Source organism: Xenorhabdus bovienii, assembly GCF_024721015.1.
In the GTDB taxonomy this organism is placed as follows: domain Bacteria; phylum Pseudomonadota; class Gammaproteobacteria; order Enterobacterales; family Enterobacteriaceae; genus Xenorhabdus; species Xenorhabdus bovienii.
The window spans coordinates 22,817-36,464 of record NZ_JANAIF010000022.1; the positions used below are offsets into that span (position 1 = coordinate 22,817).

At 42.4% G+C, this 13,648-nt stretch carries 7 protein-coding genes and 2 pseudogenes; 7 read left to right on the forward strand and 2 right to left on the reverse strand.

Annotated features, from left to right (window positions below):
• Nucleotides 1-4: 4 nt before the first annotated feature.
• The 7 genes and pseudogenes from NXS07_RS07960 to fabY all read left to right on the forward strand — a co-directional run.
• Nucleotides 5-196: pseudogene (locus NXS07_RS07960) on the forward strand (DDE-type integrase/transposase/recombinase); the annotation flags it as partial.
• Between the two features lie 243 nt (nucleotides 197-439).
• The gene (locus NXS07_RS07965; protein WP_258086511.1) at nucleotides 440-4,216 is read left to right on the forward strand and encodes an inverse autotransporter beta domain-containing protein; all 3,777 of its coding nucleotides are present in this window, start codon (nucleotides 440-442) and stop codon (nucleotides 4,214-4,216) included.
• Between the two features lie 314 nt (nucleotides 4,217-4,530).
• A pseudogene (locus NXS07_RS07975) lies at nucleotides 4,531-4,734 on the forward strand (DDE-type integrase/transposase/recombinase); the annotation flags it as partial.
• A 1,133-nt stretch (nucleotides 4,735-5,867) separates the two neighbouring features.
• Nucleotides 5,868-7,691: a ribosome-dependent GTPase TypA gene (gene typA, locus NXS07_RS07980; protein WP_258086512.1), complete on the forward strand. Its 1,824-nt coding sequence runs from the start codon at nucleotides 5,868-5,870 to the stop codon at nucleotides 7,689-7,691.
• Between the two features lie 255 nt (nucleotides 7,692-7,946).
• Nucleotides 7,947-8,564 carry a glucose-1-phosphatase gene (gene yihX, locus NXS07_RS07985; RefSeq protein WP_038215347.1) on the forward strand — a complete coding sequence of 206 codons (618 nt, stop codon included), beginning with the start codon at nucleotides 7,947-7,949 and terminating at the stop codon, nucleotides 8,562-8,564.
• 82 nt (nucleotides 8,565-8,646) lie between these two features.
• Nucleotides 8,647-9,084: a D-aminoacyl-tRNA deacylase gene (gene dtd / locus NXS07_RS07990; RefSeq protein ID WP_258086513.1), complete on the forward strand. Its 438-nt coding sequence runs from the start codon at nucleotides 8,647-8,649 to the stop codon at nucleotides 9,082-9,084.
• Nucleotides 9,085-9,197: 113 nt separating this feature from the next.
• Nucleotides 9,198-10,115, forward strand: a complete 918-nt coding sequence (gene fabY, locus NXS07_RS07995; protein ID WP_038206829.1) for a fatty acid biosynthesis protein FabY — start codon at nucleotides 9,198-9,200, stop codon at nucleotides 10,113-10,115.
• On the opposite strand, the gene NXS07_RS08000 is transcribed toward fabY, so the two are convergent.
• Both NXS07_RS08000 and NXS07_RS08005 read right to left on the reverse strand, forming a co-directional pair.
• Nucleotides 10,105-11,928 carry an AsmA family protein gene (locus tag NXS07_RS08000; protein ID WP_258086514.1) on the reverse strand — a complete coding sequence of 608 codons (1,824 nt, stop codon included), beginning with the start codon at nucleotides 11,926-11,928 and terminating at the stop codon, nucleotides 10,105-10,107. The two genes, fabY and NXS07_RS08000, sit on opposite strands and share 11 nt — an antisense overlap.
• Before the next feature lie 203 nt (nucleotides 11,929-12,131).
• Nucleotides 12,132-13,517, reverse strand: coding sequence for a nucleobase:cation symporter-2 family protein (locus NXS07_RS08005; RefSeq protein WP_258086515.1), 1,386 nt, complete (start codon nucleotides 13,515-13,517; stop codon nucleotides 12,132-12,134).
• Between the last annotated feature and the right edge of the window lie 131 nt (nucleotides 13,518-13,648).

Sequence of the window (13,648 nt, forward strand, 5' to 3'; positions counted from 1 at the left end):
CTTGTATCTCAATAACCTGATTGAACAGGATCATCGCAGGCGAATACGCCCTATTCTGAGGTTCAAAAACTTTAGGCGGGCTCAGACCGTATTAGCTGGGATTGAACGGGTTTGCATGTTGCGCAAAGGGCAATACCCGCAAGAACCAGAATATCCAATTTCACCGGAGGCCTATTTCTATCAACTAACGGCATAAAAATAAATCAAAATACTTTCGCTCGAGATCTCTCTGCTAATGCGACAGAATCTTAAAAATAGCGTTTTAGATAAATCACTATACCCATAAGATAACTTTTAGTTATCAATTGATAATTATCTTTCATTACAATAATAAAAATATTTTCTAATATAGAAGATTAGGAGAATAGCCTGATTTTATACTGATTCAGTAAAAATCAGGCTGTTAATTATAATTTGATGTATTTTGGGGTGCCTATATATGTCATCATATATTCGTAAATTCATTGGTTTTTTTATCTTTATTTGTGCATTAGTTATGCTTTCTATACTGATGAATGCCTTTGCAGATGGTAAAGATAACGTAGACATTTTTATTAGTGAATCAAGTAAAAAAATAATTAATGAGAATACCAATGATACTTCAGAATCTGATGCCAAAAATTTAATCGCCAGAAATATTCAAACAGTAGGCAATATCCTATCATCTTCTCCTTCGGATTTAGCAGAGCAAGCTAAATCCTATACTTTGGGAAAATTCAACAGTACTGTCTCTTCCGAAGCTAAAAAATGGTTATCACAGTTTGGTACTGCCAGAATCAATTTTGGTCTGGATAAAAAGGGAACGCTGGAAAACAACTCCCTCGATTTATTGCTGCCACTTTACGACAACAAAGCAGACTGGCTGCTATTCTCTCAATTAGGCTATCGTAACAAAGACAGTCGTAATACCATAAACGTTGGCTTAGGTGGACGCTATTTCTATCAAAACTGGATGTATGGCATGAATACTTTTTATGATCATGACCTGACGGGAAATAATCAGCGTTTAGGTTTGGGAGGCGAAATTTGGGGCGACTATATCAAACTCTCCGCCAATGCCTATTATCGATTGAGTGAATTACAAAAATCACGGAATTTTAAGAATTATCATGAACGCCCAGCAAATGGATATGACATTAACGGCGAATTTTTCCTGCCCGTCTACCCCAATCTAGGTGCGAAACTGACATACGAACAATATTTCGGTGATAACGTTACCTTATTTAATCGCAATACCAGACAGAAAAACCCAAGCCTGGCTAAATTAGGTTTAACTTATACCCCAATTCCACTGATAACAATGGGTGTGGATTATAAACAGGGCGAAAGCGGTCATACTGAAACGCAGTTTTTAGCTAATTTCAATTATAAACTGGGGGTGCCTCTCAGTGCGCAATTATCGCCAGAAAATGTGGCTTCAATGCGTACATTGACAGGAAGCCGTTATGATTTAGTGGAAAGAAATAATAATATTGTGCTTGATCATATAAAACAATCCACTATTCAACTTTCTATACCCCAGTCTTTAATTGGTTATAGCCATGAAGAAAAAACAATATCGACTACAAATAATCCTGATAATAAAGTTGAATTACAAGATAATAAAGAATTTATCAAAAACGGCGGTAAGATAAATGTTAAGGGAAACCAAATTTTCATTACATTCCCTACATATCAACTTAGTCATAGCGAGACAAATAATTATCCTGTTAATTTCAGTGTATTTGAAAACAGTACCGTAAAAACAGCGTCTAATAATGGAATAATGACCTTAATTGTCAGGCCATTTGTAGTAAAAGAAAAAGAAGTCAGTCCTATAGAAACATTACCTGCTGATGGTAAAAAAACTTATCTCTTTACTCCTGTTATAACCTACGATGCCGTAGGTAACCAGCCTTTAGCTCAGGTTACCCTTGATAATGTTCAATGGACAACCGAGCCAGAAATTGGCGAAAAATCAGGACTACAGTGGGGAAAACCTGAAAAAACATCAAAAACTAATGAGAAAGGGCAATTACAAGCAGCTTTAACCAGTACTAAGCCCATCAAAGATGTGAAAGTATTCCTGCAAATGGATGGAATGCCTAAAACGCAAGTAGGAACGGTGAGTTTTGGAGAAGATACTTCACGTTTTCAATTAGGTGAAATAAACATTTCATTACCAAACAATATGAAAACGCCTCTAACAGCAGATGGGGTTCAGGCTTATACCTATAAAGCTGTTGTTTTATATGGTAAGAATCGAGTCCCACCAAATACATCAATCGCCGATATAAAATGGGATCACGATCATAAAGAGATTTCGACTTTGAAATTAGTACCTGATGGTGACAAAACCGATAGTGAAGGGCAATTGATCGCAACATTGACGAGTTCTGAACCCGTCAATCATGTCACTGTGACTCTTTCGATTGAAGGGCATCCAGAAAAACCAGCTGGCCGCGTTTCTTTCGAACCGGCAGAAATTTCGCTAAAACATTCACCTTCAGGACCAATATTGGTTGGTGAAACATATACTGTTAAAGCAACAAGTAACGATAAAGATTCACCGAAAAATCTGCCAATAACGTGGGATTTTGATGCTCCTCAGCATGATAAAGTTACACATAATTATACTGCTGGTCATTCAGAGGCAACATTTAGCAGCAGTGTGGAGCAGGTAGTTACAGTAAAAGCGGCTATTAATGGTTCTCTGCCCTCGCAAACAGATTTGGTTTTCAACAGTCCATCAATTGAGAACATAATGTTAAGCTCTGAGACACCAAATGGAACAATTTCGCCCGGAGAGTCATATAAATTTATAGCCACCGTATTTGGTGCTGATGGTAAAACTCCCTATAGTGGAAGCACTATTCCATTTGAGTGGAGAATTAAATCACCAACAGATGCTGAAAAGGCGGGTCTATCTTTATCGCCCTCAGGAAAAGTAACTGCTGTATCCGATGGAGCATTAAACGCAGAATTAACAAGTAAAAAGGATACATCTGCTGTTACAGCTGCTGAAGTATGTCTGACTATTGTTGATGCTCCTCAATCCCCAACAACGCATAAGTGCATAGATTCAATTAATTTTAAATCTCCGCCTGTGGATTTTGATATTACCAGTGTTGAAGTCCATAAGGTTGTGGTCGATGGTATTGAAAAACCATTTGATCCCCAAAAACCGCTGCTTGGCAATGGTGCTGACAAATACAAATACAGAGCATTGATTACAAAGAAAGGAAGTAAAGACCAAGAAAAAATTGCAAATCATACATTTAATGGTGTGGAATGGACACGCAACCAGAAACAAATCGACAATAAATACTTATCTGAACCTGAAACAATATCATTAAAAACAGATGATGATGGATATTTATATGCAACATTAGACAGTAATGTTGGAGTTGGTAATGAAAAGGATATCGAAAAGACATTTATCAACGTGACATTGACAATACCGAGTGAATTACCCAGTGGTGAACCCAAGAGTAAGGGTTCTGCTAATTTGGTGAATTTTATTCCAAAGCCTGAACAAGCAGTAATGTTTGTTTATAATCAATATAATGAAAACAAGAATATAACCTTTCAGGAACCACATCCTTATAATTATTTTCGATCGTTAAATGCAGAGCTGAGAGATCCCCACGAGCCAGAGAAAAATTTTAATCAGCCTGAAGTTATATATAGTTACAGTGATGCAAAATCAGATTTTGACCCCTTATTATCTTTAGGAGAAAATAACAAAGGACCGATAGAGTTTTATGCTGTAGGCAGCGCAACAGTAAAGGCAACAATAAATAAAGATGATGGAAGAATTTACCTATATGAATATAAAATAAATATAAAAAAATATCCTTTACTTCCAACTTATACGGGGAATGAGAATCAAATTAATCTATATGGTTATCATACTGCTGATAGTCCCGTGATATGTGAACTTTCTAATACTCCTCCTGGTTCTGCTAGATTCGGTGAATCTATCACTTTTTCTGTACAGGATCTTAGCTCTTCTATTGGCGGTATAACTGCATTATCTAATGAATTTAAGAACCTTAATGATTGGGGTTTTTTCCATCCAGAACAAACTCAGGCCGACTCAAAAACAATTCAATATAAACTAAATGATGGATCGAATAAATATGTAATTTTTAATCCTATTACTGACAAAGAAAATACAGATATAAATGCAAGTGGATTATTAATTTGTGAAACAAACACAAAAAAATCAAATTAATTGGTGAATCCACATAATAAGTGAAATTTTTGACCGTTGTTGATTGGTGGGTTCTGTCGCATTAAATCCTGTTTGGATAATATGGCATTTTTTATTGGTTGAACTGACGATGTCCCCGACTCGAGAAGCGTTCAAACACCTGCATTATCCTGTTGATATCATCGCTCAGTGTGTTCGCGGGTCTACGCGCTGAGCTTGCGTAATATCGAGAAATGATGGCTGAACGGGGTGGGGGATGCAGATGGAGAGCATAAATCTATGGTCACCCTCCTCAATGCGGAAGAATCGCCTCAGCAGGTGATTGAAATCCGGCAAAATACCTGAATAACCTCATTGAGCAAGACCATCGCTATGTTAAACGTCGGATACGCCCGATGCTGGGATTTAAATCGTTCTGCGGGGCATAAACGTTGCTGATGGGGATAGAGTGAGCCATCATGCTGAGTAAAGGACAATGTCTTCAAAATGAAGGCGAGAATTTATCGCCAGCAGAGCTGTTTTATCGACTGACTATGTAAAAAGCAATCACACCGAATGCGACTGATAAACTCGCCGTTAATGCGACAGAACCCCCCAGGTATCTGCTGTCAGAGCAAGAAATGCTGTCCCTGTTGCGTAGATGGCTTTTACATTCTTCATTTCAGGTTGGGATATAAAGTTAACGCGACTAGGTTCAGCATTTTGCCAAGTTTAATACGGTACCATCTTGACGTAATGCCGCAGATACATTAGCTGAGCAAATTATTTGAACCACATCTTTGAAAGCTATAAATTCCTCGAACACTGGGCCGTCGTTATAATTCTGCACTTCATCCCAATATACTATGCCATGTGGAGGGGGTCTCCCCGCATAAGGTTTTTTTGTTTAGTGGTTGCTATATCTACTCCATTACTATATTTGAATAAAAATAATTTATGTAAAAATATCATTTATTAATAACATTCTTTTATTTCTTTATTTTAAATAATTATTTCCGGATTGAGATGAAATCGGATCGAATAGTTATTTTCTTTTGTTCATAATAAATTAGCCCTCTTGGTATTCGTGTTTATATAAACGTGATTGGATCTTAAAAAGAAGGAAAACACTATAAATATAAGTCTATTTAATGACTAATGAAAATAAATTATCACTACTGAATCTGAAAATTTCTTCCCTATTTATTCAGTTTTAATAAGTAAAATTATATTAAATCATATTTTATTGATGGCATCGGTATTAACTCGTACAAAGACACATAAATAACCCTGTAAACCACAAAAAATATTCTCACTATCCCTATTTATAACATTATTATTTCTTATAAAAACCGATTGGAATAATAATATTTTAAATTAATTATTTAGTTGATTTTAATTAGTTATTGCAATAGAAAAAAATCTAGTGGTGCAAAGGTCAAACAGAGCAGGTATCATTAAGCCCACCGCAGAACTGTATCTTGTTGACGTTCTAGATGTACTGATTACATCCTCTCATCATGGTATCTCTTCCTGTACAGACAAACTTCTAGGGTGATGAGCTTCACATTTATTTCACTCTGTAGATATAACGTGTAAAATAACAGCATATTTGTGTTAGATGAATGCGCGTTGCGTTCTGCACGCTGTATCCGTTTAATATTTTCTCAAATAGTTAAAATGGTAAAAATACTTGTCAATTAATAACTTAAGAAATATCGCCATCATCGCTCACGTCGACCATGGCAAAACCACGCTGGTTGATAAACTCTTGCAGCAGTCTGGTACATTTGGCGAACGCGCAGCAACGACTGAGCGTGTAATGGATTCCAATGATCTGGAAAAAGAGCGTGGCATCACCATTCTTGCAAAAAACACTGCCATTAAATGGAATGATTACCGTATCAACATCGTAGACACCCCAGGCCACGCCGACTTTGGTGGTGAAGTAGAGCGTGTGATGTCAATGGTTGACAGTGTGCTGCTGCTGGTTGATGCGATGGATGGCCCGATGCCACAAACTCGCTTTGTAACCCAGAAAGCCTTTGCCCACGGCCTGAAACCTATCGTCGTCATCAACAAAGTTGACCGTCCCGGCGCACGTCCTGACTGGGTCGTCGATCAGGTATTTGACCTGTTCGTCAACCTGGGTGCAACTGATGAGCAACTGGACTTCCCGATCGTTTATGCTTCTGCACTGATGGGTATTGCTGGTAACGAACACACTGACATGGCGGAAGACATGACCCCGCTGTATCAGGCGATTGTTGATCACGTTGAGCCGCCTAAAGTTGATCTGGATGGCACATTCCAGATGCAAATCTCGCAGTTGGACTACAACAACTATGTTGGGGTTATCGGCATTGGCAGTATTAAGCGTGGCACCGTAAAACCAAACCAGAACATCACCATCGTTGACAGTGAAGGCAAAACCCGTAACGGTAAAGTCGGTAAAGTCTTCAGTCATCTGGGTTTGGATCGCATTGAATCTGCTCAGGCGGAAGCAGGCGACATCATCGCGATTACGGGTCTGGGCGAGCTGAACATCTCTGATACGCTGTGTGATACCAGTGCTGTTGAAGCCTTGCCAGCACTGGCGGTTGATGAGCCTACTGTTAGCATGTACTTCTGCGTAAACACCTCCCCTTTCTGTGGTCGTGAAGGTAAGTACGTGACTTCTCGTCAGATCCTTGATCGTCTGAGAAAAGAACTGGTACACAACGTGGCACTGCGTGTTGAAGAAACCCAAGATCCAGATGCATTCCGCGTTGCAGGTCGTGGTGAACTGCACCTGTCCGTCTTGATTGAAAACATGCGTCGTGAAGGCTTCGAGATGGGAGTTTCCCGTCCAAAAGTTATTTACCGTGAAATCGATGGCCGTAAGCAGGAACCATTCGAGCAGGTCACACTGGATATCGAAGAGCAACATCAGGGTGATGTGATGCAGGCTCTGGGTGAGCGTAAGGGCGAACTGCGTGACATGCTGCCAGATGGCAAGGGTCGCGTGCGTCTGGATTACTCTATTCCAAGCCGTGGTTTGATCGGTTTCCGTACAGAGTTCATGACCATGACTTCCGGTACGGGTCTGCTGTATGCGACATTCAGTCATTATGATGATATTCGTCCGGGTGAAATCGGTCGCCGTCAAAACGGTGTGATGATTTCCAACGGTCAGGGTAAAGCGGTTGCTTACGCACTGTATAGTTTGCAGGATCGCGGCAAGCTGTTCCTCGGTCACGGTACGGAAGTTTATGAAGGCCAGGTTATCGGTATTCACTCTCGCTCCAATGACCTGACCGTGAACTGTCTGACAGGTAAGAAACTGACCAACGTTCGTGCATCAGGAACGGATGAAGCAACGACACTGTCTCCATATCTCAAGAAAACACTGGAGCAGGCGCTGGAATTTATCGATGATGACGAACTGGTTGAAGTGACTCCGCAGTCGATTCGCCTGCGTAAACGCCATTTGACTGAAAATGATCGCCGTCGCGCAAATCGTGGCAAAGAAATGTAATTTCACCGCTCTTAATTGTGTGTGCAAATTGCGTATGAATAGCTTAGGGTGCTCCGGCACTCTGAGTTTCTTTGACGTTTCTTCAGATTGACATCCACGCTAATAACCTACCTGTACCTCCACTCAAAAAATTGTTAGCTTTTTCAACAACTCTTAATCAAAAGCGTAATTTGTCTGTTTTTTATCATTTCACTCTTTTTTCTTAACAAAATTATGATAAAAGTACAAAACGACAATCGTCAGTCAGGAGGGATTATGCTGTATATTTTCGATATGGGTAATGTGATTATTGATATTGATTTTAAAAGAGTACTGGCTGTCTGGAGTAACCTGAGTGGAACACCACTGGCAACATTGACCACAAGATTTTCAATGGGAGAGGCTTTTGAGCAACATGAATGTGGGCAAATAACGGATGCTGAGTTTGCAGATGTGTTGTGCGATGAAATGGAGGTCTCGCTCAGTTTTGAACAGTTCACGGAAGGCTGGCATGCGCTCTTTATTGATGTCAGACAGAATGTTATTGAACTGATGAATAAATTGCGTGAACAGGGACATCGTGTTGTTGTACTGTCAAATACAAACCGCCTCCATCTTGATTACTGGCCACATCATTACCCTGAGATTGCAGCATCTACAGATTTCCTTTATTTATCCCAAGATCTGGGCATGCGCAAACCGAATTCTGACATTTTTAAATACGTGCTTGGAGCAGAAGGTATGACCGCTGAACAGGCTGTATTTTTTGATGATGTTTTGGCAAATGTTGAAGCTGCAAGAAAAATAGGCATCAATGCTATTCATGTGACTGACAGGAGCGTGATTCCTGATTACTTTAAGGCACATGATTTCTCCCTTCCCACAGAAACGTAACTTCTTCTGCCCTTGCCGAGGCGGTTTACCCCACTTTCCTTGCCCGTTTTGGGCAAGGATGACATGGATAACAGACAAAAAAATGATCGCATTAATTCAGCGCGTAACACAGGCGAAAGTTGTTGTTAAGGATGAAACTATTGGGGAAGTTGAGCAGGGGCTGCTGGTTTTACTCGGCGTTGAGAAAGAAGATAACCAGCAAAAAGCGCAGCGTTTATGTGAAAAAGTAATGGGATATCGGGTATTCAGTGATGAGCAGGGAAAAATGAATCTGAATGTTCAGCAGGCTAATGGTAGTTTGCTGGTCGTTTCCCAATTTACCTTGGCTGCAGATACCCAAAAAGGTTTAAGACCGAGTTTTTCTGGCGGTGCTGAACCTCAAAAAGCAGATGAACTTTATCGCTATTTTGTTGAACAGTGCCGTGTAACTGGTGTAAAAACAGAAACGGGGCAATTTGCCGCAGACATGAAAGTGAGTCTGACAAATGATGGGCCGGTGACTTTTTGGTTGCAGGTATGATATGCAGACACACTTCAACAGAGTGACGGGTATAACAATAAAAAAACTCATCGTTTGCTGCATGCGCTCTCCTGACTACACATGACAACACGCATAAAAAAGGGGTTGTTCCTATGTACCATCTGAGAGTACCTCAAACAGAACAAGAGCTGGAAACCTATTATCAATTTCGTTGGGAGATGCTGCGCAAGCCGCTTCATCAGCCTATCGGTTCAGAAAAAGATGGTTACGATTCGATTGCTCATCATCAAATGGTGGTGGATGAACACGGTAATCCGGTTGCTGTTGGGCGCTTATATATCAATGCAGACAGTGAAGGCGCTATTCGTTTTCTGGCTGTTCATCCCAATGTGCAGCAGAAAGGACTGGGTACATTGATTGCTATGGCATTGGAATCAGTTGCCAGACAAGAAGGTGTGAAACGGATTGTTTGCAGTGCACGGGAAGATGCCGTTGATTTTTTTAATAAATTGGGATTTAAAAACCGGGGTTTGATCAATGGTGCCAGAACGTCTCCCATTAGCCATTTCCTGATGATCAAGCCTATCATGAGTCTTGATGATATTCTGCATCGTCCGGACTGGTGTGCGGAGTTGCAGCAGGCATGGTATCAACAGATCCCTCTGAGCGAAAAGATGGGTTTACGCATTACCCAATATACTGGGCAACGCTTTATTACAACGATGCCAGAAGCGGGAAATCAGAACCCGCATCATACCATTTTTGCGGGTAGCCTGTTTTCGCAGGCCACACTGACAGCATGGGGGCTGATCTGGCTGTTGTTACAGGAACGCCAACTGGGGGGCAACATTATTCTGGTAGATGCCAATATCCGTTACCGACAGCCCATTACGGGGCGCCCCAATGCCGTCGCTGATTTCAATAACATGAGCGGTGATTTGGCTCGCCTTGCCCGTGGCAATAAGGCACGGGTTAAACTGGAAGTACAGGTCAGCGGTGAACAGGGCGTTGGTAGCGTGTTCACCGGCACTTATCTCGTGCTGCCTGTCGAACGCCCCGTTACAGTTTAATTTTGGGGCAGGTTTTACTCTCGGCAGTTTCACTTTCTGCGCTTGTATTACCTGCCTCTGCTGTATGAACTTCCGTTGAAGGTGCCGTAGGGTGCGCTATTGCAGCGCCATCTACGGCTCCAGCTGGAGAGCAGTTACTGCTTAAAATTAGCCCCTGAGCAATGGACTGTGAGTCTTTGTTTGATGATTTATCTTCAGCAGTCAGTGTGCCATTGATGGTACCTTTAATATCATCAGCAGAGAGATTACCTGTTATGGTGAGTGAAAAATTTCCTTCACCCTGAATAGTGAGTGGTATCCAACCCCATCGTGGCAGGATGCCTAAATCCGCATTCATGCCCTTGAAATTAAGCACAAAAGGTTTTTGGGCGGTTTGCTGTTCAACTGAACCGCTAGCTTGTAGTAATCCATGACCGTTGAAGGCGTTCAGTTTATCAATCGTTAGCTTGTCATCTGTAGCGTGTAATTGCAGATAGGGACGAGTTATTTCAATTTTATTAAATGTTCCACTGGCCGCCTGTAAGGACGCCTGACCCTCCCATAATCCCCACCTGCCGTTTTTCAGGATATTCATGGTATCCACATGGCCTGAGAGAGTGGTGAGCTGAAATGGGAAATCCGGATTAACATCAATCAGCAGAGTATTATTGACGCTGATATCATTTAATTTTAGCCCTGAAATCCACCCCGGTGCGGCGTTTTTGATATCGTTTCGCCATGTGGGTGGCAGGTCATAAACTAGCCCGGTTACTGAGCTGTTACTGAACGTCAGTTGACGGTTTTTGCGATCCCACTCGGATTGGATGTTGAATAACCCTTTTTGGTAGTGGGTCGTCAGATGAGCGACAGTAAAAGTATCACCAGAAAAATGGAGTTGCCCCAGTGTGTTGCTGAACTGAGCGTTATTGAATGCCATATTCATGACATTGAAATCAATCAGCCCATCTTTAGCTTCCCAGCTCCCATTCACCAGTCCCAGGTTTTTGATGGTGGTATCCAGGTAATCGACAGACCAATTTTTCCCTTGTAGCTTGGCATTGGTGATATTGAGGTCTTTAACATGAATGGCCGGAAGATGACGGGTTTTTTCTTGCAACGTGCTCAATGTCATCGGTGATTGCCAGCGTATATTGCTGATCAGGAGATTATTCCAGCGCCAGCTGCCGTCAGATAATTGCCGGCCATCCCCAGATATAGCCCCTTGCAGAAATGCTGCACCAAAAGTGTCGATAGCCAGAGTCTTATTCTGGTAGCTGCCCTGCATAATAATCTTTTCAAAGGGAATACCGTTGAAACTCATAGTACTGGCACTAAACTGATACTGCCCATTGCCAAACGGGTTTCCTGCGGCAGGCATCCAAGGGGTGATGCCACCCGTGATATTTTCCCCTTTAATTTGTGTATGGGGGTTTTCTAACTGAATATTCATCTGGTTTAGTTGCAGAATGTCTGCTTGCAAGAGGGGGGGCAATTGATCGCCTGCCAGTATCAGTTTCCCTTGTTGCAATGTTAGCCGATGGAGGTTACGCGGTGTCAGCCAGTGTTGCCATTTGAGATCCAGATTAACGGTATTGGCATTGAGTGAGAAAGCGCTTTGCTGATCATGGATATTCACGTTGTTAAGCGTCAATGTCGCAGGTTGCAGCCAGTTGTGACCGATGCTTTCAATGCTGATCTCGTAGTGGCCTTGTCTGTTGAGCCATTGGTTTAATTGTTTGGTTCCCCAGTGCGTCTGGACAACGATATAAATGACGATAATTGCCAAAATCAGCAACAGCAAAAGAGTAACAAAAAATTTCCTTAACCACTTCATGATCTCACCTCAGTATGACCTCCTGATAAAGACTCTTTATGCCGTAAAACGGATATTCACACAATAGGGTGGGGTGGATTGATAATCAATCAGTGTGTTTCTGAAGAAACTCATGTTGATATTGCGAAGGGTTACGCAAACAAAGTGAAAAAACTCCCACTGAAAAAGCGGGAGAGGAAATCAGAGGAATGAAAATCCGGCCGCTATTTTTCCTGCGGAAAAATCAGGTTCAGAAGAATTGCAGTCAGCCCGCCAGCGGCAATGCCGGAAGATAGCAGATTTTTCACCCACTCAGGTGCAAACTGTAAAATCAAGGGTTGTTGGGATACGCCCAAACCAACGGCTAGCGACAACGCGATGATCATAATGGCGCGACGGTTCAGTGGCTCGCGGGAGACAATTCTGACACCGGATGCGGCGATAGTACCAAACATGACAATGGTGGCGCCCCCTAACACGGGTTCAGGAATATGTTGTACAAATCCGGCTACGGCGGGGAACAGCCCCAACAGGATCAGCATAGAAGCGATAATGTAACCAACATGGCGGCTGGCAACGCCCGTCAGTTGTATCACACCATTGTTCTGGCCAAAACAGGAGTTCGGAAACGTATTGAATACTGCGGAAACTATCGAATTGAGGCCATTTGCCAGTACACCACCCTTGATACGTTTCATATATAACGGGCCACTGACTGGCTGTTCTGAAACATCGGAGGTCGCTGTAATATCGCCGATGGTTTCCAACGACGTCACCATAAAAATCAGGATAAGGGGGATCAGTAGATTCCAGTCAAAAGACAGTCCGTAATAGAGCGGAGAGGGAACGGTGATAACGGGCGTGTCTGTTCTGGGTGTCGCATGAGGTAGCATACCCATGTACCAAGCCACCAGATAGCCTACCGCCATAGCAATGACCAGAGAAGCAACTCGTAGGTAGGGATTGCGCTGGCGATTTAGTAACACGATAACGGCAAGAACGGCTCCTGCCAGCAGCAGATTTTCAGGCGCACCAAACGTACCGTTTTGAATGGCAGAGTAACCGCCGCCGATGGAAGTCAACCCGACTTGGATCAGTGACAGGCCGATAATCATCACGACAATACCGGAAACCAGCGGCGTAATGATTTTTCTAGCCAGATGCAGCACGCGGGAAAGCAGCACCTCGGTGATTGCCGCCACCATTAGCGTACCAAACAGAGCGGCCATCATGGTTGGGATATCTGCTCCTCCATTTTTAAGAGCCAGTCCTCCCATGATCAGTGGCGCAACAAAATTAAAACTGGTTCCCTGAATGGAAAGCAAGCCAGAGCCGACAGGCCCCCAAGAGCGGATCTGGATGAGCGATGCTACCCCTGATGCGAACAGGGACATGCTGATAATGCGCTGTGTATCCTGTTCGGACAGCCCCAGCGCCTGACAGATCAACATGGCGGGCGTGATAACGGCAACAAACATCGCCAGCAGATGCTGGCTGGCCGCAAACAGTGCGTGTAGAAGTGGCGGTTTATCTTCTAGACGGTAAATCAATTCGCTACCTGATTGCTCGGGCGCTTCTGATGCAGAGTGTTCACGGGATGAGGTAACCATGATGTGAAATTCCGGATGGACAAAAAACCTATTTTAATGATCTGCCTTATTAAGGCAATCGTTTGCGCTAAATTTTTATAATGAATAACGATTTGATTTCGTCACATTTTTAAATTTTTTAACTTGTGTTT

Bases quoted from the DNA above. Each gene is read 5' to 3' on its own strand.
- dtd (WP_258086513.1), top strand. From the start codon at position 8,647: ATGATCGCATTAATTCAGCGCGTAACACAGGCGAAAGTTGTTGTTAAG.
- NXS07_RS08000 (WP_258086514.1), bottom strand. From the start codon at position 11,928: ATGAAGTGGTTAAGGAAATTTTTTGTTACTCTTTTGCTGTTGCTGATT.
- NXS07_RS07965 (WP_258086511.1), top strand. From the start codon at position 440: ATGTCATCATATATTCGTAAATTCATTGGTTTTTTTATCTTTATTTGT.
- NXS07_RS08005 (WP_258086515.1), bottom strand. From the start codon at position 13,517: ATGGTTACCTCATCCCGTGAACACTCTGCATCAGAAGCGCCCGAGCAA.
- yihX (WP_038215347.1), top strand. From the start codon at position 7,947: ATGCTGTATATTTTCGATATGGGTAATGTGATTATTGATATTGATTTT.
- fabY (WP_038206829.1), top strand. From the start codon at position 9,198: ATGTACCATCTGAGAGTACCTCAAACAGAACAAGAGCTGGAAACCTAT.